Below are 24663 nucleotides of genomic sequence, written 5' to 3' on the forward strand. Positions count from 1 at the left end.
ATCACCTCACCTTGGGACCTCGCCTGCGTAGAAATAAGAGGGACTGACGGGGAGGTGGGGGAGATTGGGAAGATTTTCCTCCCCTGGGCGTGGCGAATTCATAACAAGGGCGGGGTCCCAGCGGATTGTAACTATGCCCGGATTCATTTTGCTCGTCCACTCGGTTACATCGTAAGTCCCCGCTGGCCAGTTCTCCGCTATCGCTCCGTTTATCAAAATAGTCCAATTGAGTGGGGTTCCTGTCTCAAGCTTCCATTCCCCGGGAGGCGGTATGACGAAGAAGGGACCATTTTGGGCATAGAGGAGGGCGGAGATATTGAGTGTAAGGGGCTCTACCCAATTGCCGCCTATCCAAGCATCATAAGTAGATAAGGGATTGAGCTGAAGCCAGATTCCCCCGATTGCTGTGGGGAGATTGGGAGGAGCAGTCCAATAAAGGTTGTTAAGGCTTACAATCTCATAATTGGGTGCGACGGTGCGAGGGCTAAATGTGCCTGCGAATTGCCAATTCCTCATCTGAGTATTGTAAACCCAGACATCTACGAAGCAATAGCCCGGTATGCCCCCGGTAGCGGTGGTGATGCGAAGATAGATTGAATCGGGTGAAAAACCAGTCGTTGTTGGTGGATTATAGGATGTATAAATTCCCGAATAGAAGGAAGTGAGGAAGTATTCTCCGTGATGAAGATGCCAGTGGAAGGGTGGTTGACCATTGAGGTTATCAGATTCCACAGCAGCGGTCGTCGTCAAGGAGGGAAGACCAGCGGGAATCTGGCTTGTATTCACGCAAATTGCGTCCGCTGCGAGAAGCGCTATAGCGCTTCCATCATTAGCTCTCTCATCCCAAGGCGTGCCCAACATCCCCTCAATGTAAATCGTTCCATTTGAGACAACAGTCAATGCCTCGTTGGGGGCAAGCCTTCCTTTTATCCTTATATTCCCCTCCGCAAATATCACCGGCCTATAATCCCTTAACCAGTATATTCTCGTATAAGTGCCATCTGGGAAAGCCCTATCGTGGCGAACAACGGTTATGCAGGTCGTTATGGGATTCGCTTGATTATCCTGATAAGGGCGGGGCTCAAGGAATATCTCCACTCCCGGCGGCACATAGACGCTTCCCGCCCAAGAGGAAGGGCTCTGCCTCCTCAGCCAATCCAAACGAAGGTTCTCAATGTTATGCCTGTATTGGATATCAGAGAAGTTGTTTATATATATTCCACCCCCATCCCTCGTGAGAGACACATATCTCTGCCTATCTATTGAAGGTGCCTCCGCATAGGTGATAGCTCTCGGCAACCCATTCACATCCGGCCTATCAAATATTCCATCCCGATAAAAACCACCAAGAGTGGAGAAGTTGGGGTCATTGCTTGGAAGGACGAACTGGGGAGGTTGCGTTCCTATCTGCAATTGAACCTGCGCGGGAATTTCAGCAGGGCTTTCTTGATGGATTATCTCCCCAGCTATCTCCACCCTCTCAAGCTGATGCACAAAGCCATCCCATTTCTGCTGAAGCAAAGCTATATAGACATCAACAATGTTTGTGTCATCATCCCCTACCCAGCGGAGGTTTCCATTTATCCTCACACCTCCCTCTATATACATTCGCCAATTCGGAGCCCCCAAGCGGATATACTCTTCCCTCCTGCTCCTATTCGTCACGAAGCGAGCGTAATCGGTTATATATATTGGCTTATAGGCAATTAAAACCCTCTTATAAGGGGTATAGACGGCTGGGTCTATAGAGGTTGGGTCGAAATTAGGGTCCTCCCATCTTATCCCCTCCGCATTCCCCGGTCTCCCTATACTCTCTATCTTTATGAAGGAGGAAAGAGGGTCATCTGACCGATATTTATAGGTTACCCTAAGGAGAAATCGTCCGTCTCCCATATTGAAGCGAACGAAAGCCCCCTTCCCATCGGGACCGCCCAGTTTGAGATAATCAAAGTCGGGGTCGTATTGCTGATAAATTAGGTATCGCGGGTCGTTCGGGTCAAAGGGATAGGGAGGGGCGGAGCGAGGACGCCACCAAGAGCCTTCCTCGCTTTGGGTGAGCATCTTATTAGCATATTCTATTCCAGCTTGGGCGAGGGCATAAGCCTTCGCCGTGCTTTCCTCATACCTCGTTCTCATGAAGAGCCTGTTAATGATGCCTATATAGACGGCAGCGAACATCGTCAGAATGAAGAGAACGCCAATAGCTATTATCAAAGCTTGTCCTTTCCTCATCGCTATCGCCTCACATTCTCCACCTTGATTGTATGGACAATCCAGAAAGGATACTTCCTTTCAGGAGTGAAAGCCTTCTCGCTTCCTATCGCCACCATTATCTCCTGACAAGAGGGATAATGAACCCACACCAAATCTCCCCTCTGCAGAGTCGTCCAATAATAAGTTACCTCTATCACATCCCCTTGAAGAGGAGGGTTTTGAGGATTGAAAGTGATTATTGCTTTATCATAATCAATTGTATACTCATAAAGCCTATTCCCTGAAACATCAACATAAGTTTGCGGATTTACATCCACCCTCTTGCAGGTCACCCCATTTACTTTCACGACCTCGGAACGAAGGAGGAGATAAGCATTGGGAATGGGTTGATTGGAGACGGGGTCAGAGGGAGCGGGGATGGAATAGGTATAGCTTATTCCATCCGCTGGTATGGTCCTCTGCGCCCAGAAAGCGAAGTTCACCATTCCTCTGCGGGAATCCCAGGTGAGATATCTCTGCAGGACATCAGCCCAAGGAGAGGCGGGATTGGATGGGTCAGTTATCCAGGAATCGTAATCGTATATCCAGGTTCCGCTTCCTCCATCCCAATGCATAACAACTACATGAGGCCAATCTGAATAGGGATTGGGATAAATCTGCTTCAATAATTGCGTGTTGTCGTTTTGTATTCCCGCCCAAAGTCCGAGGCTGGCGATATAAGTATAGGAGCCTGAGGGAGCGGAGAGGACTTCTTGAACGAAGCGAGGGAGGAAGGATAGGAGGGGAGTGAAATGATAAACGCCGTTCGCATCCTGCCAGACATCAACCACATCCAAGTCGGGTGGAGTAAGGGAAACGGCGTTTTTCTTCCAATGATACATATATGTCTTCCCGTCGGGGGCAGTGTTTAAATCATAAAAGAAGTCCTGGTTTCTCCAATTAGCGAACCTCGGGTCATTGGGATTGAATTCTACCTTGTAGAGAGTGAAGAGATTGTAGGCTGAGCCAATCCGAAGCTCCACATTCTCATACGGTCTGACAGCTGTATAATCCTTTAGATTATCATCCCATACCCCCGGCTCTCTCAATCCGATGAAGAAGCGAGTAATCGTTGATTTCGAAGTGAGGGGACGATGGAGGCGGAGATGGAGAGTTGATTGGTCGCTGTTCCCGCAATTGGGACAGGTATAAGGAGGAGACGGCTCAAAAGTTGGATAAGGGGTAACGCTTCCACAAATTTCGCAATAAAGTTCTTTCATTGGTAAAACAAGGTCAAGCTTCGCATACGGTGCCCAGATGTAGTTCCCCTGTGGGTCTATGCCAATAACTATGGGGGAGGAAGGGTCAAAGGCATTGATAGCCGTGGGAACTTCCTTTTTAAATCTCTCTGCTAAATCCTTCGCCGCATCCTGCAGGGCAACGTACATATTTGCCTCTCTTATTGACCTCAAAGAAGATGATACGGGAATGAAGAGAATGCCCAAGAGCACGACGAAGATGGCAATCGCGGTTAGAAGCTCTATCAAGGTAAAGCCCTTCTTCCTCATCTTCTCACCTCCCCGATGTAAGGACCGTATCCAAATCTAGCTTTCGCCAGCGCTCCGCCGGCGTCTTCCAAGCCACCCGCACCTTCAAAGATGCCCCCACAACCTTTATAACGCTCAAAACCGGTTGTCCCTTCAATTCCACTATGTAATCGTAGGCAGGGTCTTGGTCATCTATCCCCGCCCCAGTTTCGGGAACCCTCGTTATCGTTCCCCACTCACCGACCACCTTTTGGGGATTATTGGGGTCGCCAAACCAGTAATCCACAAGGACTGTCTTCCCCTTCTCGCAGGGAGTGAAATATAAGCACCATCGTCCTGTTTGTGGGTTTAGGGTCAATTGATATTCCCGCCAACTTATAGAGAGATTGGGTGCCAATCTATAATTTGTTGCGGCTTTTTGGATGGAGAGAGGAAAATCCTTGCTTGGACGATAGAATATCTTCACCCTCTTGCCCGCATCGTTGGGATAATTGAAAGTTAGAACGCCATCCTTGCCAACCACAACTCTATCAGGAGGATTGCAAGGAGGATTCGCTCTCTCATCAAATATAACCTCACCAGTTGTCGCATCAAGGATAAGAATACCCGGGTAGGTTGGGTCTAATTCGTGGAGGTTGGCGAAAGTGAGGCGTGTATCCGCGGGAAGTGTGAAGGGCAACTGCCTCGTTTCCCTCAATATTCGCCAATCCATGACTTGATAGTCCACCCTTGCACTCCTAATGAACCTGCGAGAGAGGGGATTGAGTGCAACCAATCCCCTGTAAAAATCCAAAATCTTGAACTCATAGGGGTTATCGCTGAAGTTATTCGCTCCGATGTTCAACAATGTAATCGCCACCGTCTCGCTGAACCAATCAACGGGATGTCCAAGGAGGCATCCCTGGGGATGGTCAGTAGCGTAGGGAGAATTAGCGGGCACATAAAGGATTTCATCTACTACATCGTGAGCCTTTCCCTGAGCATCCCTATATGTGTAATCAACTTTAAACCAGCGGTCAAAGGGCTGAGGGGCGAAGGCGATCAAGCCTGTGTCGTAATCTATAAGATATTGATTAGCTTGAAGGTATGCTATGTCGTCGGGGAGGCTTGGGTCTCCCTCCGCCCTTTCCAAGGGGGTGGAATAGACAACGATTCCCCAGTTGGGGTCAGCGGGAGCGAAGCGAAGGAGGTAATAAGAAGCCCAGCCTGCCTCTCCACCCGTTGGAGCAGGAATGGAGAAAGGCTCACCGTAGATGAGGCGGAAAAGGTCTGGGTCGGCGTCGTCGGGATTGGCTGTAAGGAGAATTTCGCCGGGAACCTGGGGGTTGGTAGCCGCTATAGCGTCAGGCAGGTCTCCCGGATTGGCTATCAAGGAGGAAAGTTGGGTTTTAGCTAAGGAGGAAGCCAAAGTGACTTGCTCTCCGTATCTTATCCCCTTCATACCTCCGGGGAAGACTCGCAGGACATAGACCATCCCCACAACAAAAACCGCTATGGCAACGAGCATCTCAAGTAAGGTAACGCCCTTTCTTCTCATCATCTCCTCCTCGGTTCAATGAGCCAGGGGGCATATAGCCCCGTTGACTGGTCAACTATCATCAGCTCGCTCGTCTCCCTCACCTCGGTATGACCATCCAAGAAGAGAACGATATCCTTGCTTCCCGGGCGAGGCAATCCGTTGTCATCCAAATCCCTATGAGAATAACACCAAGTTATGACCGTGGAATTCAAAGGCTCCTTTGCGTAGAGCTGTTTGTTGAAGTTAGTGTCATTGGAATCTTGCGTCCGCACTCTCATATAAGTGGAAACGCCCAAAAGAGGGTCAATTGAGACATAATCAAAATAATAGGGGTCAAGGTAATAAGCCCCGTTGTTCTCAACGATGGGTTTATCGTGCTGGATATTCGCCGGGCAGTGAAACTCGCTTGCAAAGATTGGATATCTTCCCTTTCGCGAGATAATCCTTCTCGCCTCATCTGGGTCGTTTAAGGGTAATCCAGAATAACCGTAAGCAACCAAATTCACCAACTCGTCGCTGTGTAAAGCCAAGAGTCCCAAATCAACAACCTGACCACTCTGCAGAGTAATTTTAGCCTCGGGATATGTGCCAGTATCAAGATAAAACATCCTCAAGGCATGGTAAATCTTTTGCAGATTCGCCACGCATTGTTGTTTATACACGGATTCCCTAAGCCCTTTAAAAACGGGCAGAAGAATGGCGCTGAGCAAGGCGATTATGCCCAGCACAACAAGCATCTCAACGAGAGTAAACCCTCTCTTTTTCATCTTCGTTCCTCCATATATTTTGACATAATTATCCCTCAAAATGTTCCCAAACGCAATATCTTGCTACTTCTTTTTTATTTTACATTGCCTAACTTTACATTCTCTTTAAAAATTTTATAGGAGGTGTTCTTATGAACGCAAGAGAAAGATTTTTGAGGACTATAGCCTTCCAACCAGTCGACCGCTATCCTTATTTTGAGCTGGGCATCTGGGGACAGACCTATGAGAGATGGCTTCAAGAGGGCTTGAAGGAGGAGGAATTGGCTGGTGATTGGTTCAGGGGTGAGCCCAAGTTCGCTATGCTTGATAAAAGGGACTTCATTCCTTTGGATATGGGTCCTATCCCCGGCTTCGACCAAATCATTGAAGAAGATGAAAGATATATAATCTTCATTGATAGATGGGGACAGAAGCATAGAGCTTTGAAGGAGGGAACGGTTAGAGGAACTCGCCTCTGTATGGATACCTATATGGATTTCTTCGTGAAAAAGAGGGAAGATTTCCTGGAATTCAAAAAGCGTTTCAACCCCAAGGACCCCAACCGCTACCCAAGGAATTGGGAGGAATTGAAGAGGAAATGGCAAAATAGGGACTATCCCCTATATCTCACCGAGAATTGCGGATTCGCTGGGCTTTATTGGAATTTGCGCCAGATGATGGGAACGGAAAATCTTTCCTATGCCTTTTATGACCAGCCCAATCTAATCCACGAAATTCTTGATTGGATGGTTGAGTTCTTCATCCAAACAACGGAGAAGGCGTTGACCGAATTGGAGATAGATGCCTTCACCTTCAACGAAGACTTCGCCTTCAAAAACGGACCCCTGATTTCCCCAAGGATTTACAAGGAGTTCTTCCTTCCCCGACATAAAGCAATATCCGAATATCTGAGGAAACATGGTGTTAAAGTGATCGAGTTGGACAGCGATGGGAACACTGAGCCCCTGATTCCCCTTTTGATAGAGGCGGGGATAAATTGTCATTGGCCTTTGGAGTCAGCTGCTGGTATGGACCCAGTGAAATTGAGGAAGGAATATGGGAAGGATTTAGCCTTTATGGGAGGAATTGATAAGAGGGAATTGGCAAAGGATAAAAGGGCTATAGAAGAAGAGCTGAGGAGGAAGGTGTTGCCCATTTTAGAAAGCGGAGGCTATGTACCGACGGTTGACCACACTGTTCCTCCAGAGGTTCCCTTGGAGAATTTTCTCTATTATCTTGAGCTGAAGAGAAGGATAGCCGAGAAGGGAGCGATTTAGAAAAACTAATAGGTCGCAATGACAGAGATGGCTTCGTCCCTTTGCTCCTCTCTGTGCCAAAAGGCTTCGCTTTTCGCATTAAAAAGCTTATATCTGTCTTCTAAACTTGCCTTCTCTTCTCCCTAATCCTTCCTATTAACTTATCAAGCTCTATCAAGAAGAAAATAGTGGAGGAAACAACTACGCATAGGAGAAGTTGATTTAAATCAAGTGGAAGGGTTTTGAAGAATTTCTGCAATATGGGAATATAAATTACGCTGAGTTGTAAAATCACTGTTGATAAAACAGCGAGTATCAATGAAGGATTGGAGAAAAAGCCGATTGTGAAAACGGAATGTTTTTCCGACCTTATAGCCAAGACATTTGCCATCTGGAAAAATGCGAGTGTGGTGAAGGCAATCGTTCTCGCAAGCTCAAGGCTTTCCCTTGAGAAATAATGGAATAGAAGAAGCGTGCAGACGCTCATCCACAATCCACCAAGGAATATATGGCGTGCCATTCCACCGGAGAAGATGCTCTCCTTCGGGTCTCTTGGCGGGCGCTTCATCACCTCGGGCTCGGGCGGCTCAACCCCCAATGCTATCGCCGGCAAGCCATCAGTTAGGAGGTTTATCCAAAGGATTTGGATTGGCAAAACGGGAAGTGGGAAATTCAATATAATGGAGAAAAAGAGGGTGAGGACTTCTCCGAAATTGGTGGTTAAGATATAGCGAATGAACTTCCTTATGTTATCATAAATCATCCTTCCTTCCTTTACAGCGGACACTATTGTTGCGAAGTTATCGTCCAATAAAATCATATCCGCTGTTTCCTTTGCAACATCTGTTCCCGTTATCCCCATCGCCACCCCTATATCAGCCTCCTTTAAAGCAGGAGCATCGTTCACGCCGTCGCCAGTTGTTGCGGTTATATAGCCATCTTCCTTCAAAAGCCTCACTATCCTCAGCTTCTCCTCGGGGGAAACTCTCGCGAAGACCTTCGTTGAGAGGAGCCGTTCCTTCAGTTCCTCATCGCTCATCTTCTCCAAATCTCTGCCGGTTAACACATCGGAGCCGTTTTGTTGCAAGCCTATCCCCTTAGCTATTGCCGAAGCGGTTGCTGGCTGGTCTCCCGTTATCATTATCGGCTCTATACCCGCTTCTCTGCAAATCCTTATCGCCTCGGGTGCCTCGGGACGAGCTGGGTCAACTATCCCCACAAAGCCCAAATATATCAGCTCTTTCTCTATCTCCTCAGCGCTAAATGAGGGAAGCTCGCCTTCTTTTATCTCCTTGTAGGCAACGCCCAAAATCCTTATTCCCTTACTTGCGAATTCCTCGCTTAACTTCAGTATCTCCTGCCTTTTCTCCTCGTTAAGCTCAACAATCTTTCCCTGCTCATAAATCCTGTTAGAAATGGAGAGTATCCCTTCCAAAGCTCCCTTGACGAAAACTATATAGCCCTCGGGTGTCTTATGGATTGTGCTCATCCTTTTACGCCGTGAATCAAAGGAGATTTCCCCTATTCTGGGAAGCTGTTTCTCCAAATCCTCCTTCAAAAACCCTCCCTTCCCAGAAGCGGAAAGCAACGCTCCCTCAGTTGGGTCGCCTATCACCCGCCACCCATCTTTATTCTTCACTAAATGGGCATCGTTGCAGAGAGCGATTGCCTTCAAAAGAAGCTGTAGATGCTCATCGGAAGAAGGGGAGATTTCCTCGCCATTTAGAAGAAACTTTCCTTCAGGGGCATATCCGGTTCCGGTCACCTTAACTATCTTATCATTAATATGGATGATCTCAAGGAACATTTTGTTTTGGGTAAGAGTGCCAGTTTTATCCGAGCAGATGTGGGTGACGCAACCGAGGGTTTCTACAGCGCTCAATTTTCTCACAAGTGCATTTCTCCTCGCCATCCTCCTCGCGCCCAGGGCAAGGGAGATTGTTATAACTATAGGCAATCCCTCTGGAATAGCGGCAACTGCGAGGCTAACAGCGGTGAGAAACATAAGGCGAGGTGGTTTTCCCTCCAAGACGCCCAAGATGAGGATGAGGGCACAGATAGAGAGAGCTCCGATAGCGAGCCATTTCCCCACTTGCTCCATTTTCTCCTGAAGGGGTGTTTTCCTCTCCTCGCTCTCTTGGATAAGCTTGGTTATCTTCCCCATTTCGGTCTGCATTCCTGTATTGAAAACCACCGCCTTCCCATGCCCCGATGTGATTATCGTTCCGCTGAAAACTAGGTTGGAGCGTTCGGTTAGGGGAACACTTTCATCTGGAATCGGCTCGGCGTTTTTCTCAACTGGCAGGGATTCACCTGAGAGGGAGGATTCGTCAACTTGGAGATTGATTGCTTCTATCAATCTAGCATCTGCGGGAACTATCATTCCTGTTTCAAGGAGGATGATGTCGCCGGGGACGATTTGTGTTGAAGGGATTTCCTTTATTTGTCCATCCCTGAGCACCCTCGCAAAGGGAGTAGCCATTCTCTTTAAGGCTTGGACGGCTTTCTCCGCCCTATACTCTTGGATGAAGCCCATCAGGGCGTTGAGGATGAGGACAGCCATTATGACGGTGAAATCGGTTATTTCACCTGTCGCGAGGGAGATTACAGCGGCGGCGAGGAGGACTATAATGAGCAGGTCGGCGAATTGGCGGAGGAAAATCAAAAGGGGATGGCGATGTCTCTCCTCCTTTAGCTCATTTGGACCATAAAGGAGGAGTCTTCTTTGCGCTTCCCCCTCCGTTAGCCCCGCCTCTTCGTCAGTTTGCAATAGATTGAGGACTTCCTCTTTTGAGAGTTGATAAATCTCTTTTTGCATTTGGGATTAGGTGGTGGGCCGAGCAGGATTCGAACCCGCGACCAAGGGATTAAGAGTCCCCTGCTCTACCGGACTGAGCTATCGGCCCGAACCGAATGGCGCGCCCAGCAGGATTCGAACCCGCAACCCGCTGCTTAGAAGGCAGCCGCTCTATCCTGGTTGAGCTATGGGCGCTTCCGCTAAACTTATTATAACTTTCCTTCCTCTAATAGTCAACCAAAGTTGTATAATTCCCTGACATTTTAGCTCCTTGTAAGACTTCCCATATTGATTGACTACCAACTCGGTCGGGAATTATTTATAATCCAATGGAGATAAAATATGGATATTACCTACTCGGACATTAGTCAAGCCCGTTGCCCTTGCTTTTTCCAAACATCTCTCAGCGTGCTGGCGGGAAGTTGTGGGAAGGTCCCTCATCTGAAAACAGGGATAGAAAGCGAGAAGGGCGAAGGGTATGTTTCTATCCAATGAAGCGATAAATCTCGCTATGCCCTCAACCTCCTCCTCATCCACATATCCCGGAACGAGAAGAGTGCTGGCAACGAGGAAGGGAGGGTCGGGACGCCTCTTGATATATCTTGCAAGAAAGGCGAAATTCTCAAATACCCTATCCCTCGCCTGTGTGCCGGTTAGGGCGAAATAGACTTCATCTGTCCAAGCCTTTATATCTATCTTTATACATCCTCCGCTCATTAGTGATAGCTCTGCCATCTCCTCCAGCTTTTCTTTTGACATACTCCCGTTCGTCTCCCAACAGATTCTCAAGATTTTCCCCTTCCTTTCCCTCAACGCTAATTCCGAGGATTTTATCGCGAATTCAAGCTGGGGTGTGGGGTCACCACCGAAGAAGCAAATGCAGGATACCCTTTCCTTTACATCCTCAACGAGTTCCTCAGCGCGTCTCTTTCTATCAAGTGTTCTATAATGCCAATTTTGGCAGAAAAGACAATTGAAACTACAGGCGCCGAAGAATACAGCGAGATTGTAGTAGCCAATCTCCGCCTTCGGCGAATAAGAATAGCGAGGATAGCCGCTTCCACTACATCCGGGACAAACCCAATCCGCAACGCAATTTGTGGGAAGAGGGTCCTTATACCACTCAACGATTGCTTCATCGCCAGCCAAAGGAACGACCTTTTCATCTCTTGCTATTCTCGCTCCGCAAACTCCCATTTCTCCTTCCTTTAAATAACATTTATTCGCACACAATCCGCAAGCGATATTGCCTTCTTTCCGAGGAAAAGGTGGGATTTTGAAAAGGGAGCGAATATCGTTATGTCTCTTTAAAATTTGGTTTCGGAGTTCGGGATATGAGAGAAGGCAATCACGACAAGCTCCTATAGCCTCAGAGAAGATTTTCTCCTTTCCACAAACAGGGCAGATGGAAGTTCTAAATGACTTATTTCTCTTCATTATAAAATATTTTACTTTGATTCTCGCTTCAATTAAAGAGCCCGATTGAAACGAGGCGAGGTGTTAATTCCCTCCGCATTAAGGACCCAGAGAAGGCAGTAGTGGCAATCTCATAAGAATCGTTTCGTTCCTCGCAAGCAATTAAAAAATCATTTCTACTAAACCCTACAGGGTTTATAATAAAACCATAAGGAGGCGATTGCTATGTTATTTGGGAGGCAAAATTGCCCAATTGAGATTACTTTTGAGTCAGCCCATTCCTATCCTGACCCCTTCAATGATGTTGAACTGGATGTCGTATTCACCGACCCAGATGGAGAAGAGCAAAAAGTTCCTGCCTTCTGGGCGGGAGAAAATTGCTGGAAAGTTCGCTATTCCTCACCCAAACTCGGTCCTCATAAGTGGCGTTCAATTTGCTCCGACCAAACCAATACGGATTTACATAATCGACAAGGCTCCCTTGAAATTCTCCCTTATGATGGCGAAAACCCTCTCCTCAAGCATGGGCGTCTGCAAAGAAGCCCTAACAATAAATTCCTCCAACATCTTGATGGGACCCCCTTCTTCTGGCTCGCTGACACCTGGTGGATGGGGCTCTGCAAGAGGCTTAGCTTTCCCTCCGATTTCTCCCTTTTAGTTGCGGACAGAGTTAAAAAAGGGTTTACCGTCATCCAAATAGTCGCCGGACTATATCCCGATATGCCCGCCTTTGATGAGAGAGGGGCTAACGAAGCGGGTTTCCCCTGGGAGCAAGGGTTCAGCCGTATCAATCCCCACTATTTTGATATGGCTGACCTCCGCATCAATTATCTTGTTAAGAAGGGACTAGTTCCCTGCATTGTTGGTTGCTGGGGCTATTATCTCCCCTGGCTTGGGATTGAGAAAATGAAGAACCACTGGCGAAATCTCGTTGCCCGCTATGGCGCCTATCCCGTGGTTTGGTGTTTGGCGGGAGAGGGGATAATGCCCTATTATCTCTCAACGGAACCGCAGAAGGAAAGCGAATTTCAGAAAAAGGGCTGGACAGAATTAGCTCGCTATTTAAGGGAGATAGACCCTTACCATCATCCTATAACAATCCATCCAACCGATTCCGCTCGCAATCAATTGGAAGACCCTTCACTTCTGGATATTGATATGCTTCAAACGGGACATAGTGATAGATGGAGCATTCCGAATACTATCCGTCTCTTAACCACATCCTATAATTCAAGCCCGAAACTTCCCTTGATAAATGGTGAGGTATGTTATGAGGGAATTGGTGAAGCTTGCCGGCAAGAAGTGCAGAGATTTATGTTCTGGGTTTCGTTCCTCTCGGGCGCCTGTGGACATACTTATGGGGCAAATGGGATATGGCAAGTGAACACGAAAGAGAAGCCCTTCGGTCCCTCTCCTCATGGGATGAATTGGGGAAACACGCCTTGGGAAGTCGCTTATCAGCTTCCGGGCTCTTATCAACTGGGATTGGCTAAATCTTTTCTTATGAGATACGAATGGTGGAGATTTGAGCCTCACCAGGATTGGGTTGAACCAGCGGGAACGGCAGAAAATTGGAACGCAGCTTATGCCGGTGGAATTGAAGGTGAAGTGAGGATAATCTTCTTGCCGAGCGGGGTGTGGGGGATAAAGGTGAAGAAATTGGAAAAGGATAGAAAATATCGCGCTTTCCTCTTCAATCCCACGAATGGAGAGGAGCTGGCAATAGGGGAAGCTAAAGGCGACGAAAATGGAGAATGGCGTGTTCCTGGTCCCACTCCAATCTTCCAGGATTGGGTATTGGTTTTAGAGAGAGTGAAATAGAGAAACCTTTATTCTTCTTTTTCAAAACCTATTCCGGGACCAAGCGGGACTACGGGAGGAAGACCCTTAGTCGCTTGGACGGAAAGATATTTATACACGAGCTCTATCTTGCCCTCCGCTGGCACTTTAACCGTCCAGAAGAGCTTGTTTGTGGGGTTGAGGGCATCCGAGGAAATAAGCGTCACCTTCGCTTGAGGCGTGGTGGAAAGAACCTCTCCGACAACCGTCCTGCTCACTTCAACTTCCGCTTCCTTTTTGGAGAAATTCTTAAGCTCCAATTTACCTCTTATCTCCCTTTTAACATAGGTCATTTCCTGTTTCTGGTCCTTAATTATCTCTCTGCCCAACTCCGTTTCCTCCACCTTCCCTTCCAACTCGCCAGCCAAGCCGAGATTGATCCTTCCCTCCCCACCTGCGGGAATGAGTGTTAGGCGGTCCTGCCCTAAGGGATTGCCCTGTTCAACTACCAAAATGCTTCCCGGAACGAGAGGAACCCCGCTCTTATTAGTGAAAGATAGGATGCGGGATATTCGCCCTGCATCCGCATCCCAGCTGAAGATATGCTTATAGGGGATAGATGTGTAGAAGATGGTAACCGCCCCCGCCTCCCCTTTCTTTAATGAGAAACCCTCCTTCTTATATAAATAAAGAGTGGACAGTTCCTCACCTTCAAGGGAGATGGGCGGTGGCGCAGCGCCATATCCTCCGTATCCAGCCGCTTTTTCCTCTGCCTTAACCCCAGCGGGCATCTGCATTGCCCTCATCCCACCATCAGTGAAAACCATCAAGCTTCGTGTTATAAGGGGGTCTATCATACCTCTCCATGGGAAATTGGGCATACCAACAGCGAAATAGCAGGTGATGTTCTCCCAATCCTCCGTGTTGTTAACAACCGTGGCTCGTAGGGAGAGCATAGCCTCCTTCTCGTTAGTTATATAAATTAAGTAGTTTGGCTCCCAGGCGAGACCTGATTGAAGATAGCTTAAGGCAATGCCAACCTTTTCATTTTCCTCTATTCCGCCCACCTTTAGCTTTAGAGGATAGCCGACCAAAATGACTTTCTTCACCTTATCGGGTTTAATAGCGAATATCTGCCCCTTCTCTCCTTCAAGTAGTATCAGGTCGGGTAGGATATGGCTTAATTTCCCCTCGGAGACCACCCCCTCGGTAGTTTCAATCTTCAATCTTTCCCCTATTTTCCCCTTCAATGAAGCGAGAAGCTGGGATGTGTCCTTGAAATCAATTGTGTTTTCCTGGGGATTGATAATTGTATCGGGGTAGGCGTTTTTCTGTTTAAGGTAAATCCAGAGGGAGCCCGCGCTCGCTTGAGGGAGATAGTCAATGGATATATAGCCGTTTTCCAGCTGCCCTTCGCCCTCCCGAACAGCGTAAGCGAAACCGTTGCTGTAGATGATTAAGGAAGTCAGTTTCGTCTTCATAACACCAATCTGGGCTAATGAAATTAAGCCAAGGAACAAAAAAGGGAAAAACCTCTTCATTCAATATCACCTCAGAAGTTAGACGAGTTGAAAAGGAGAAAAGTTTCCCTCAAGAAAGATACCTTGCCCTTTTGGGCAATTTCCAAAAAACCTCCTCTCCCTACAAGGGAATTTAAAAACAAAATTCTTCCTGGGGAGGGAAGAATACGATTCTTCCCTCCCCTTGAATTCGAGCTTTTTGAACGCTATTTACCGCTTGTTTTGGAGCCTAGCTGCGTCTATTGTCCCGCTGGTTGAGCCGGCGTTTGGGGTCCCGCTGGACCCTTCATCATTCCGCCAGGCATCCCCTTTGCCCCTCCAGGCATATTCCCCATATACTTTTGCATCATCTGCCCAGGGGGAGGGACCTTGGGGGCGGGCTTGTGGGTGGTTCTCCAGTAGACGAAGAATATAATAGCCAGCACCACGATGATAACTATCACCGTGACCGCTGGGCTCACCTGTTTTTTCGCGGCCATTAACTTTACCTCCTTTCTTTAAAAAATTTCACTTATATGTTCTCCACAGATAGAAGGGGTCGCCAGGTTTGTAGTTATATGTTGTCCTAAGCCACTTCACATGACCGTCAACGAATAAGACTACGCCTCCGTCGCTATGGCGCCTAAACCCCTTGAGGGACTGGTTTCCAGCGGGATATACGCAACCGCACCAGCCCACACCGGAATCCTCGGGGTCAAAGCATTGTCCAACAGTCGGCTCCGTTGAGGCGGGGTTAGGCCAGCAGGGTAGTCTTCCCACGACAACACAGTTGCTGTCCATGACGGCGATTGTCTCAGCGGGGGCGGTTATAGCGGCAAGGGATGTGCCCATTCCGAGCTCTCCTCTATCGCCTGGTCCAAAGCAGCCCCTCGTTCCTCCGGCGTTCTGAGAGGAGAAAGCCGTCCAGTTCATTCCATAACCACCCCAGAACCGATGATAGGAGTCGCCGAGATTGGCGCACATAGCGAAAGGTCCCTCACCGGAGTTTGGGTCACCAAATACAGCTGTTCCTCGCCAGGCAGCGGGATTGCTTGGGCATTTGAAGATCGCCAGGTTCTTCACATAAGGGTGTATTAGCCACATCCACCAGTCCCTAGCTTGCTGGCCTTGGTACCAAGTTTGAATGGACATCGGCACCCATTTCTCGTCCCAGTCTTGGGCATACATCTGCATAGCGGTTCCTATCTGCTTTAGATTGGATACACAAGCTGCCTTTCTTGCCGCTTCCCTTGCTCTTGAGAAAACGGGGAAGAGAATCGCAGCCAGAATGGCTATGATAGCTATGACCACTAACAATTCAATCAAGGTAAAACCTCTTCCCCTCTTTGACATACTTTTAAGCACCTCCATTTTATGGTTTAATTTTGCCCCTATCTTTGTTTTCCGGGTTTTCCGGCGAGGGAGAAGAGGGGCTCGCTTCTCCCTCCTTTCTAAACACTTGCTTGGCACCACCTCTTCTCGTCTTTATTCATAAAAGAAGGAGCTCCAAACCTTTGTGTGGCTTGGAGCTCCCTTAAGTCCTTGTGGAAAAACAGGAAGATTTTAGTAGAAGAGAGGAATAATTTTTCCTCTTTCAGAAAAAGCAATTTAATTAGAGGACTCAGAAGGTGCATAAGCATTTTGGGGCACCCGCTATTTTATTCTTTTTATAGTTTAATACAATAAAGCCAATTCAGTCAATAGTTTTTTAATTTTCTGTGTCCGATTTTCACTTCTATTTCGTCCCGATATCACCCCGCTTCCTTGAACCTCTCTAAAACAGAGAAGGTAGGAGGGGTTGTTCAGCATAAACCCCTCCTACCTTCCGCTACTTTTTCACTCGCTAACGGAGTAACTTGAAACTATCCTACAACTATTGTCCCGCTGGTTGAGCCGGCGTTTGGGGTCCCGCTGGACCCTTCATCATTCCGCCAGGCATCCCCTTCATACCGCCTGGCATATTCATACCTCCCTTTCCCGGCATCATAGGCGTGGGAGGACGGGATGCAGCGGGCTTGTGGGTCGTCCACCAGTAGACGGCGAAGATGATAGCCAGGACGATGATGATGACTATCACCGCCACCGCAGGACTCACAGACTTTTGCGTTGCCATATGCCTGCCTCCTTTCTAAAAGTTTGTTTAATGATAAGCTGAGCGGGGAAATAAGTCAATACTAATTTAAAAATAGGACCATAGGGTGCATTGCTTCGCTATCTCTCTCCATAACAAAGGGTCTCTTCGTTTTTACCGAGGATAAAAACGATTTTCAAACTTCTCAGTATGATATAAAATTTTCTTGAAAAGGAGGTGATATTTTGCCCGCTGATATACCAGTTCTGACCGCCAGGGGCAGGACGCTTCCCGAAGCCTGGGAAAACTCTATCCTTGCCGTCTGGAATGAGGGTATAAGGATAAAAACGGAATACGATAAGCCCGATGACCCCCCTAGCCGAGATTGCACTATGGTAATCATCATTGAGCAACCACTTGCTGAGCCACGCATCCACCGCTGTTTCCCCGGTGGTTTGGAGGACTTAGAGATATATAGGCTTGAGGTCGTTGAAGGCGTCCACGATTACTGGATTGACCCTGAGGAGGGGAAATGGACCTACACCTACCACGAACGTCTCTTTTCCTATTCAGTGGGCGAGGAGAAGATAGACCAAATCGCCTATATTATAGATAAGCTCTCCAAAGTTCCCTATTCCCGCAGAGCCCAAGCAATCACATGGAAACCCCACCTTGACCCCAAAACAGATGACCCTCCCTGCCTGCAGAGAATCTGGTGCAGATTAGCTGAAGAAGATGGCAAACTCTACCTCAATATGAATACCCACTGGCGCAGCAGAGACGCGTTCAAAGCAGCCTTTATGAACATCTTCGCCCTAACTGACCTGCAAAGATTGATTGCGGAAAAAATCGGAGAGAGGATAGGGAAGAAAGTGTTTGTGGGAAGATATGTGGATATATCCGATTCCTACCATATCTACGGTTCATATTTCAAGGAAATAGAGGGTTTCCTCAAGACTTTGGAGCAGAGAACATTTGAGGAACGAACCTGGACAACGGATTTTGCTCAACCTTTCTTTGAGCTGGGGAGGAGGAGGATTGAGGAGGAGAGGAAAACCGGGATAAAAGGGAGGTTTGTTTGATATGAAGGAAATATTGATGAAAGCAATTGAAAGGGCTCTTGAGGAAGGTGCCTCCTTCGCCGATGGCAGAATAGTGAGGAGGAAATCGGAGGAAATCTATGTTAAAAACGGCAGACCAGAGAGAATAGAGATTCAGGAAGAAGTGGGATTGGGGTTGAGGGTTATTTGGAAGGGGGCGCTTGGCTTTGCCTCAACCAACGAACTTAACCCCGAGTCCGCAAGGGAGACAGCCGATATGGCGATTCAAATGGCGAAGGGAGCCCATAATGCGGGGCATATGGATGTTAATCTATCGGAGGAGGAGCCGGGAAAAGGAAGCTTCAAGTTCCCCTATGAGAAAGACCCATTTGATATCCCTCTCCCCGATAAAGTTGACTTTCTCTTGGAATGCGACCGCCTGATGAATGTCTCCGATAAAATAAAGGTGCGGGAGAGCATTCTCCACTCGTTGAAAGAGGAGAAGCTCTTTGCCTCAAGCGAAGGAGGGGATATTGAGCAGATAATCACCCTCTGTGGAGGTGGAATCTCCGCAACGGCGGTGGAGGGGAATGAAAGCCAGCAGCGTTCCTATCCCGCTTTAGGTGGGAATTACGCTCAGACGGGATGGGAATTCGTTGATAGCCTCGACCTCCCAGCGAATGCAGAGAGAATAGCGAAGGAGGCTGAGGAACTCCTCAATGCTCCTCCCTGCCCATCGGAGGAAAGGGCGTTAATCATCGGAAAATCAATGCTTGGGCTCCAAATTCACGAATCCTGTGGTCATCCCTCGGAAGCCGATAGGGTCTTCGGCTATGAAACATCCTTCGCTGGCGACACTTTCCTAACGAGGGATAAGTTGGGGAATTTCAGATACGGTAGCCCTCTCGTCAACATAGTCGCTGATGCGACATTGGAGAAAGCCCTCGGTCATTTTGAATATGATGACGAGGGTGTTAGGGCGCAGAGGATAGAGCTCGTCAAAGAGGGTATCTTCCAGAACTACCTCACATCAAGAGAGACAGCTTATAAACTGGGGATAAAATCGGGTGGCTGCGCGAGGGCTGATGGATACCGCAATCTCCCGATAATAAGGATGACAAATATAAATTTGGAGCCGGGCGATTTCTCCCTTGATGAGCTCATCCAGGAGACGAAGAAGGGATTGTTGATTGAGGAGTATTCCTCTTGGTCAATAGATGATAAGAGGCTTAATTTCCAATTCGCTGGCGAGATTGGTTGGCTCATAGAGGATGGAGAGGTGAAATGGATGGTGAAAAATCCCACCTATACGGGGATAACTCCCCAATTCTGGAATTCACTTGATGCATTAACGAACAAATCAACTCTATTTCTTCTTGGCGTTCCTAACTGCGGGAAGGGGGAGCCGATGCAAGCAATGTATGTAGGGCATCAAGTTCCCTACGCCCGCTTCCAAAATGTGAAAATTGGAGTGATGAAGAGATGAGGGCGAAAGAGATAGCCAAGTTCGTCTTGCATAATACGAAGGGAGAAGCACAGGTAAATGTGCTGGATTACTCCCATTATCTCATAAGATTCACGAGAAATAGCGTTCACCAGTCCATTCAGGAGAGGGGTTTCTACGCAAGCGTAAAAGTTGTAATGGATAAAAGAGTTGGTGAAGCCTCCTCTAACTTAGTCGATGAATCTTCATTGAAGGAGATGATTCAAAGAGCGGAGATTATAGCTTCCCTTTCCCCTCCCAATCTTGAGTTCGTCTCCCTCCCCAAGCCATCCCCTCTTCGTTTTTCCTCAATCTTCGTTGAGCCTCCTTCGCCAATTGAGGCAAGCGAGATAGTTAAATCTGCGATAGCAGTAGCGAAGAAGAAGAGTGTGGAGCTTTCCGGCTCTCTTTTCTGCAGGCAGGGAGATGTGTGCGTCCTGAATTCGCTTGGCATAGATTCTTCCGCCCCTACGAGCGAATACGCTTTTCGCCTCGTAGCGACTAAGGAAGATGGAAGTGGTTTCGCTTCCATCCAAACCTACGATTGGAGAATGATAAATCCAGAGGAGCTGGCTTTGGAGGCGGTTGAAAGAGCTTTAATGACGATAAATCCCAGGGAAATAGAGCCAGGCGAATACGATGTCGTCCTCCTTCCCTATGCAGTGGATGAGATAATGTCCTTCTTCGGTTGGTTTGGCTTCAACGCCCAAGCTATGCAGGAGGGAAGGAGCTTTTTGGAGGGGAAAATAGGCGAGAAGATATTTGATGAAAGCGTAACGCTCATAGACGACGCCGAAAACGCCCAGCTGCCTTTCCCCTTTGACTGGGAGGGCGTGCCCAAGCAGAAAGTGGTTTTGGTTGATAAGGGAATAGCTAAGGGGGTGGTTTACGATTCCTTCACCGCTCATAAGGAGGGTAAGGAATCAACCGGTCATTCAATGCGTGGAGTTCCCTTCCCCTCCGATATGATTCTCTATCCCGGGGACTATTCTCTTGAGGAATTGATAGGGAGCTTGGATAAGGGCATCCTCGTGACTCGTTTCCATTATACCAACATCGTCCATCCAAAGCTCCTCATCTTCACGGGAATGACCAGGGATGGAACGTTCTTCGTGGAAAAAGGAAAAATCAAATATCCCCTGAGAAATCTCCGCTTCACTCAGAACCTCGTAAACGCCTTCTCTGATAAAGTGCTTATTGGCAAGGAGGCAAAAAGAGGAGACCATTCCCTTGTCCCTCCCATTAGGCTAAATAGATTCAATTTCACAGGGATTTCCAGGGAGTGATATTGATGGGTAGATTCTTACTAACGCTCCTTCTTTTATCTTCCTTTTGTCTTTTCGCCTCTCAATGGAATACGATTGAGGGGAAATTCAATCAAAGGGATGGAGAGTTATATAGCGATGGGAAGATGAACTCTATCGCTATCCCAACTGAATCGCCGTTTTACGGTGAAGGGAAGTTTCAGGCTATATTGAGGGTAAATTCCCGCACTATTGAGGGTGGCTGGGCATTAGCGGGAATAATGCTTTACTTATCTCCTTCCAATTTTTGGCAATTGACCCTCGTTGAGGGACCAGAGGGAGAGCGATACGGGGAGCTGGCGGAGATGAGGAGCGGAATATGGCGGGCGGAGATAGAGGATAAATTGCCGGTCAAAAGAGGGGAAAAGCCCTTCACTTGGGATTATGCAAAGGATTATTTATTGAAAATGGAATTCAATCCACAGGGGATAAGGGGGGAGATAAGCGAGCTCGGGGAAAACAAGGCGGTTTATCAAATTGAGTTCCATTATCCTCCCTCCACCCAGGCTGTGAAAGGAGGAAAGATCGCCTTGAGGGCAGCTGGCTTGGATGTTGTCTTCTCAAAAATTAGCTTTGAGGGAACACCTATGGGATTAACTGGTGGTAGAGGGCAAAGGATAGCAATTTTCCGAAGCGATGAGGAGGGTTATCCTCGCGATTTAGGAGAGAAATTGGCGAGGGAGCTCGGAAAATTGGGGAAAGAGGTGGAGCTTTTGGATGAGCAATCCATCAAAAGCCAATCTTTCAATAGGGAAAATTATTTTCTTTTAATCCTTCCCGATGCAAGCTTCTTCCCGCTTTCAGCGAAGGGAAATCTCCTATCCTTCCTTGAGGCGGGCGGAAATCTCCTCTGCCTCGGTGGTCCCATCTTCACGAAATCCCAAAAAATGGAAATGGAGAGATGGGAAAGGCTCCAAGAGGAGATAGCGAAGACGCCAGCGGAAAGGATAATCATTGATTTCGGGAAAGAGGATTTGAGCCAATGGAAAAGGGCTTCCAACGATTTGTCCTCTCCAGCTAAATTCAGCGTCGTCCCTGAGGGACCGAAAGAGGGAATGTATTCTTTGAAGTTTGAGGTCTCAAATCTAACTGGCTGGGATACACTGGCTTCCCCTCCCTTGAAGGAGCCATTCCCAGAAGGGCAAAACCTCACCTGCTTCTGGGCTAAGGGAGATGAGAACACGAAGGCTATGCTATTTGAGTGGCGGGAAAAGGACGGCTCTCGCTGGATTGCCACCGTTCCCCTCTCCACCTCTTGGCAATACTATGCTCTCATTCCCGAGAAGTTTCCCTATTGGCCAGATAATCCCAGCAAGGGGAGGGGTGGTCCGGGTGACCGCTTCAACCCTCAGAACGCTGAATCATTTTCCATCGGCGTGGCGCTCGGACATAACACAAATCTCTCACCCGGTCCCCATACCATCTGGATAGCGGAGATAGGTTCAGCGAAAGCAGAGTATCCACCCCAACCCGACACCTCCCTTCCAACAATTGAGACCCTCTCCCCTTGGTATAAATACTACGAGCTTGACGACATGGCTTATATCAAAGCTTTCTCCACACAGGCTTTCCTTTCGGAAGATAGCAAGTTGGAGGGAGGATTTTCCCTTGTTTCTCCTGTCCTTCGGATGCGTGGGCTTGGCTTCAAGGGGCAGAGGTCGGGGCGCTTCATTCCCATCTTAGAGGCTTATGACAAAGACAATAATCCCCGCGGCTTCGCCCTTTCCCTCTATGTCAACTTTGTTCCTCCATATCTCGGCTCCATCTTCGCCCAAATGGGGATAAAGGACGCCAATTTCATAGAGAGGAACTGGGATTTCTTCTTCTCTTTAATTAGAAAAACAATAGAAAGAATGGAGGATGGACTCTTCCTCGTCAAGGCGGGTGCGGAATACTTCTCCTATTTCCTGGGAGACAGGGGAAAGCTGGGAGGGGAAATTAGTAACCTTTCCCAAAGCGAGAAAAATGCGGAATTTAGGATGAGGATTTTCCGAGGCAAGGAGGAGATATGGAGCGAAAGCAAACCCCTCACCATTCCCCCTATGGGAAGCGCTCTCGTCTCCTGGGAGCTAACCGCTGATGAGGTAGGTTCGTTTACAGTCAGGGGAGAGCTCTGGGAAGAAGGGAAATTGGTTGATGTTATTGAGCAGGAGGTAAGCGTTCAGGAGACGCCAAACGACCCCAAGGAAGAGTTCGTCTACATAAAGAATGGCGATTTCTATCTCAAAGGCAAGAAATGGTATCCCCACGGTATGAACTACTGGCCATCCTACATCGCCGGACAGGAGAGAACGGAGTATTGGCTACATTGGTTAAGCCCAGGCTTTTATGACCCATTGATTATAGAGAGGAACCTCGCCCTCCTTGAGAAGCTGGGAGCGAATATGGTGAGCATTCAGCTCAGCAACCGTGAGCAGGTTCCCCAAGTTAACGATTTCCTCTTGCGAGCTAAGAAGCACGGCTTGAAGGTAAATTTGTTCATAGCTGGAGCACATCCTCTTTACAAGGACGAAGCTTTGTTCACTGATTTCATAAAGAACGGCAGATTCAAAGGAAACAGCACCATTTTCGCCTATGACATCGCATGGGAAACTCACTGGGGAGGATACAATGAGAGGAAGAGGTGGGATAGGGATTGGGAGAAATGGGTGATTGATAGATATGGAAGCATTGAGAACGCTGAGAAGGATTGGGGCTATCCCATTCCAAGGGATGAGAGGGGAAATGTAACTGGTCCATCCGACCAGCAATTGCGTCAGGATGGTCCCTGGCTGAGGATGGCTTGCGCCTACAGCAGGTTCTTGGATGATTTCGTTAGCAAGGCTTATGGGAAAGTGGTGAGGAAGATAAGGGAGCTTGACCCGAATCATCTGATAAGCAATCGCGCCGCCTCCCAACCCTCATGGTCTGGTTGGTTCGCCTACGATATGATTGGGCAAGCGAAGCATCTGGATTTTCTCTCGCCCGAGGGGTATGGATTGAAGCCAGAGGAGGCGGGATTCACGACCGCTTATGCCCGCTACATCAGCGAGGGGAAGCCTGTCTTCTGGGCTGAATTCGGCTTCAACATCCATCCCGATATAACTCCCGAGAATATGAAAAAACAGGCGGATTATTACGCCAGCTTTTACGATATGATTCTGGATTCCCAGGCTAACGGCTCAGCCTGCTGGTGGTTTCCCGGAGGATACAGAGTTGATGAGCGAAGCGACTTCGGAATCATCAATCCGGACAACACACCACGCCCCGCCGCCCTCGTGTTCCAAAGATACTCTCGCTTAATTGAAGCTCCCAGGGAAATAGGAAAGCCACAATTGTGGATAACGATTGACAGGGATTTGCACGCAACGAACTACGAGGGAGTTTATAACGATAATAAGGCGAAATATGTGGAGGCAAGGAAGGAAGGGAAAGTAGTTGGGGTTAGGACGGCGGGAAGTGGAACGAATTCCCTCAATACTCCCCTCATCGCCGTCGGAAATGTTCCCTATAACGGTTCAAATCCTCATAAATACTTGAACGCGGAGTTCAATTGGGTCAGGATAAAGGATAGGGAGGGGAAATGGGTTGAGTTGTCCGAGGATGGGACTGTGGAAGTGAAGAAGGGGAAGAGGATAGAGATGCGGGTTTCTGTGGGGAATACGGGAATGGCGGAATGGGTAGCACCCAAGAATGCAGGAGGAAAGAAGGGTGGGGTTTACTTGCTGGTAGAGGGGGTAAATGCCAAGCATCCCATTCCCCAAAATTGCCCTCGCTTGAAGGATGTAGAGCTTTCCTTCTCATTACCACCAATTGATAGAGAGGTGCAGATAAAGTTATATATGGAGGCAGAAGGGAGAGCTCGTTTCGGGGAGATATTGAGGATAAAATTGATTCCGAAATAAAGTGCCAGCCGAAGGCTGGCACTTCTTTGCCATTGCATCCTTGCGTAGGAGAGCAGCTCTATGTCATTGCGAGCCTCCCGAAAGGAAGGCTCGCAATATCGGTTTCAAACCCTATCGGGTTTGAAAGCA

16 protein-coding genes and 2 tRNA genes are annotated in these 24663 nt (G+C 48.1%); 6 read left to right on the forward strand and 12 right to left on the reverse strand.

The annotated features are described in order from the left end of the window. Positions 1 to 6: 6 nt before the first annotated feature. From H5T88_01465 to H5T88_01480, 4 genes are read right to left on the reverse strand one after another with little or no spacing between them, the layout of a single operon-like run. Positions 7 to 2232 (reverse strand): hypothetical protein, encoded by a 2226-nt coding sequence (locus tag H5T88_01465; GenBank protein ID MBC7329008.1) that lies wholly within the window; start codon positions 2230 to 2232, stop codon positions 7 to 9. A gap of 2 nt (positions 2233 to 2234) precedes the next feature. Further along, a complete protein-coding gene (locus H5T88_01470) occupies positions 2235 to 3761 on the reverse strand; it encodes a prepilin-type N-terminal cleavage/methylation domain-containing protein (protein ID MBC7329009.1) in 1527 nt (508 codons plus the stop codon). A gap of 4 nt (positions 3762 to 3765) precedes the next feature. Beyond that, the gene (locus H5T88_01475) at positions 3766 to 5280 is read right to left on the reverse strand and encodes a type II secretion system protein (GenBank protein MBC7329010.1); all 1515 of its coding nucleotides are present in this window, start codon (positions 5278 to 5280) and stop codon (positions 3766 to 3768) included. Then, positions 5277 to 6026, reverse strand: coding sequence for a type II secretion system protein (locus H5T88_01480; protein ID MBC7329011.1), 750 nt, complete (start codon positions 6024 to 6026; stop codon positions 5277 to 5279). Before H5T88_01480 ends, H5T88_01475 begins: the two co-directional genes overlap by 4 nt. 131 nt (positions 6027 to 6157) lie before the next feature. On the opposite strand from H5T88_01480, the gene H5T88_01485 reads away from it, so the two are divergent. After that, on the forward strand, positions 6158 to 7282 hold the full coding sequence (locus H5T88_01485) for a hypothetical protein (GenBank protein ID MBC7329012.1): 1125 nt from the start codon (positions 6158 to 6160) through the stop codon (positions 7280 to 7282). 100 nt (positions 7283 to 7382) lie between these two features. On the opposite strand, the gene H5T88_01490 is transcribed toward H5T88_01485, so the two are convergent. The 4 genes from H5T88_01490 to H5T88_01505 all read right to left on the reverse strand — a co-directional run bounded on the left by H5T88_01490 (position 7383) and on the right by H5T88_01505 (position 11495). Further along, positions 7383 to 10079: a calcium-transporting P-type ATPase, PMR1-type gene (locus tag H5T88_01490; GenBank protein ID MBC7329013.1), complete on the reverse strand. Its 2697-nt coding sequence runs from the start codon at positions 10077 to 10079 to the stop codon at positions 7383 to 7385. Between the two features lie 11 nt (positions 10080 to 10090). Beyond that, positions 10091 to 10167, reverse strand: a tRNA-Lys gene (locus H5T88_01495). Positions 10168 to 10175: 8 nt separating this feature from the next. Continuing rightward, a tRNA-Arg gene (locus H5T88_01500) sits at positions 10176 to 10253 on the reverse strand. 120 nt (positions 10254 to 10373) lie between these two features. After that, positions 10374 to 11495 (reverse strand): radical SAM protein, encoded by a 1122-nt coding sequence (locus H5T88_01505; GenBank protein ID MBC7329014.1) that lies wholly within the window; start codon positions 11493 to 11495, stop codon positions 10374 to 10376. A gap of 204 nt (positions 11496 to 11699) precedes the next feature. Between H5T88_01505 and H5T88_01510 the strand changes: the two genes are divergently transcribed. Next, the gene (locus tag H5T88_01510) at positions 11700 to 13295 is read left to right on the forward strand and encodes a DUF4038 domain-containing protein (protein ID MBC7329015.1); all 1596 of its coding nucleotides are present in this window, start codon (positions 11700 to 11702) and stop codon (positions 13293 to 13295) included. A gap of 8 nt (positions 13296 to 13303) precedes the next feature. On the opposite strand, the gene H5T88_01515 is transcribed toward H5T88_01510, so the two are convergent. From H5T88_01515 to H5T88_01530, 4 genes are all read right to left on the reverse strand, one after another. Beyond that, the gene (locus H5T88_01515) at positions 13304 to 14794 is read right to left on the reverse strand and encodes a DUF4139 domain-containing protein (GenBank protein MBC7329016.1); all 1491 of its coding nucleotides are present in this window, start codon (positions 14792 to 14794) and stop codon (positions 13304 to 13306) included. 218 nt (positions 14795 to 15012) lie between these two features. Continuing rightward, a complete protein-coding gene (locus H5T88_01520; GenBank protein MBC7329017.1) occupies positions 15013 to 15252 on the reverse strand; it encodes a hypothetical protein in 240 nt (79 codons plus the stop codon). Positions 15253 to 15280: 28 nt separating this feature from the next. After that, complete coding sequence (locus H5T88_01525; protein MBC7329018.1) at positions 15281 to 16123, reverse strand: DUF1559 domain-containing protein; 843 nt, start codon at positions 16121 to 16123, stop codon at positions 15281 to 15283. A gap of 502 nt (positions 16124 to 16625) precedes the next feature. Next, positions 16626 to 16865: a hypothetical protein gene (locus tag H5T88_01530; protein MBC7329019.1), complete on the reverse strand. Its 240-nt coding sequence runs from the start codon at positions 16863 to 16865 to the stop codon at positions 16626 to 16628. A 203-nt stretch (positions 16866 to 17068) separates the two neighbouring features. On the opposite strand from H5T88_01530, the gene H5T88_01535 reads away from it, so the two are divergent. Genes H5T88_01535 through H5T88_01550 form a run of 4 tightly spaced genes read left to right on the forward strand, consistent with a single transcriptional unit; the run spans position 17069 to position 24534 of the window. Then, on the forward strand, positions 17069 to 17905 hold the full coding sequence (locus H5T88_01535; GenBank protein MBC7329020.1) for a hypothetical protein: 837 nt from the start codon (positions 17069 to 17071) through the stop codon (positions 17903 to 17905). A gap of 1 nt (position 17906) precedes the next feature. Beyond that, the gene (locus tag H5T88_01540) at positions 17907 to 19349 is read left to right on the forward strand and encodes a TldD/PmbA family protein (protein ID MBC7329021.1); all 1443 of its coding nucleotides are present in this window, start codon (positions 17907 to 17909) and stop codon (positions 19347 to 19349) included. Then, positions 19346 to 20632, forward strand: coding sequence for a TldD/PmbA family protein (locus tag H5T88_01545; GenBank protein ID MBC7329022.1), 1287 nt, complete (start codon positions 19346 to 19348; stop codon positions 20630 to 20632). Before H5T88_01540 ends, H5T88_01545 begins: the two co-directional genes overlap by 4 nt. 5 nt (positions 20633 to 20637) lie before the next feature. After that, the gene (locus H5T88_01550; GenBank protein ID MBC7329023.1) at positions 20638 to 24534 is read left to right on the forward strand and encodes a beta-galactosidase; all 3897 of its coding nucleotides are present in this window, start codon (positions 20638 to 20640) and stop codon (positions 24532 to 24534) included. Positions 24535 to 24663: the final 129 nt, after the last annotated feature.

Source organism: bacterium (assembly GCA_014360495.1).
Taxonomy (GTDB): domain Bacteria; phylum Armatimonadota; class JACIXR01; order JACIXR01; family JACIXR01; genus JACIXR01.

Bases quoted from the DNA above. Each gene is read 5' to 3' on its own strand.
- H5T88_01465 (MBC7329008.1), bottom strand. From the start codon at position 2,232: ATGAGGAAAGGACAAGCTTTGATAATAGCTATTGGCGTTCTCTTCATT.
- H5T88_01470 (MBC7329009.1), bottom strand. From the start codon at position 3,761: ATGAGGAAGAAGGGCTTTACCTTGATAGAGCTTCTAACCGCGATTGCC.
- H5T88_01475 (MBC7329010.1), bottom strand. From the start codon at position 5,280: ATGATGAGAAGAAAGGGCGTTACCTTACTTGAGATGCTCGTTGCCATA.
- H5T88_01480 (MBC7329011.1), bottom strand. From the start codon at position 6,026: ATGAAAAAGAGAGGGTTTACTCTCGTTGAGATGCTTGTTGTGCTGGGC.
- H5T88_01485 (MBC7329012.1), top strand. From the start codon at position 6,158: ATGAACGCAAGAGAAAGATTTTTGAGGACTATAGCCTTCCAACCAGTC.
- H5T88_01490 (MBC7329013.1), bottom strand. From the start codon at position 10,079: ATGCAAAAAGAGATTTATCAACTCTCAAAAGAGGAAGTCCTCAATCTA.
- H5T88_01505 (MBC7329014.1), bottom strand. From the start codon at position 11,495: ATGAAGAGAAATAAGTCATTTAGAACTTCCATCTGCCCTGTTTGTGGA.
- H5T88_01510 (MBC7329015.1), top strand. From the start codon at position 11,700: ATGTTATTTGGGAGGCAAAATTGCCCAATTGAGATTACTTTTGAGTCA.
- H5T88_01515 (MBC7329016.1), bottom strand. From the start codon at position 14,794: ATGAAGAGGTTTTTCCCTTTTTTGTTCCTTGGCTTAATTTCATTAGCC.
- H5T88_01520 (MBC7329017.1), bottom strand. From the start codon at position 15,252: ATGGCCGCGAAAAAACAGGTGAGCCCAGCGGTCACGGTGATAGTTATC.
- H5T88_01525 (MBC7329018.1), bottom strand. From the start codon at position 16,123: ATGGAGGTGCTTAAAAGTATGTCAAAGAGGGGAAGAGGTTTTACCTTG.
- H5T88_01530 (MBC7329019.1), bottom strand. From the start codon at position 16,865: ATGGCAACGCAAAAGTCTGTGAGTCCTGCGGTGGCGGTGATAGTCATC.
- H5T88_01540 (MBC7329021.1), top strand. From the start codon at position 17,907: ATGAAGGAAATATTGATGAAAGCAATTGAAAGGGCTCTTGAGGAAGGT.
- H5T88_01545 (MBC7329022.1), top strand. From the start codon at position 19,346: ATGAGGGCGAAAGAGATAGCCAAGTTCGTCTTGCATAATACGAAGGGA.
- H5T88_01550 (MBC7329023.1), top strand. From the start codon at position 20,638: ATGGGTAGATTCTTACTAACGCTCCTTCTTTTATCTTCCTTTTGTCTT.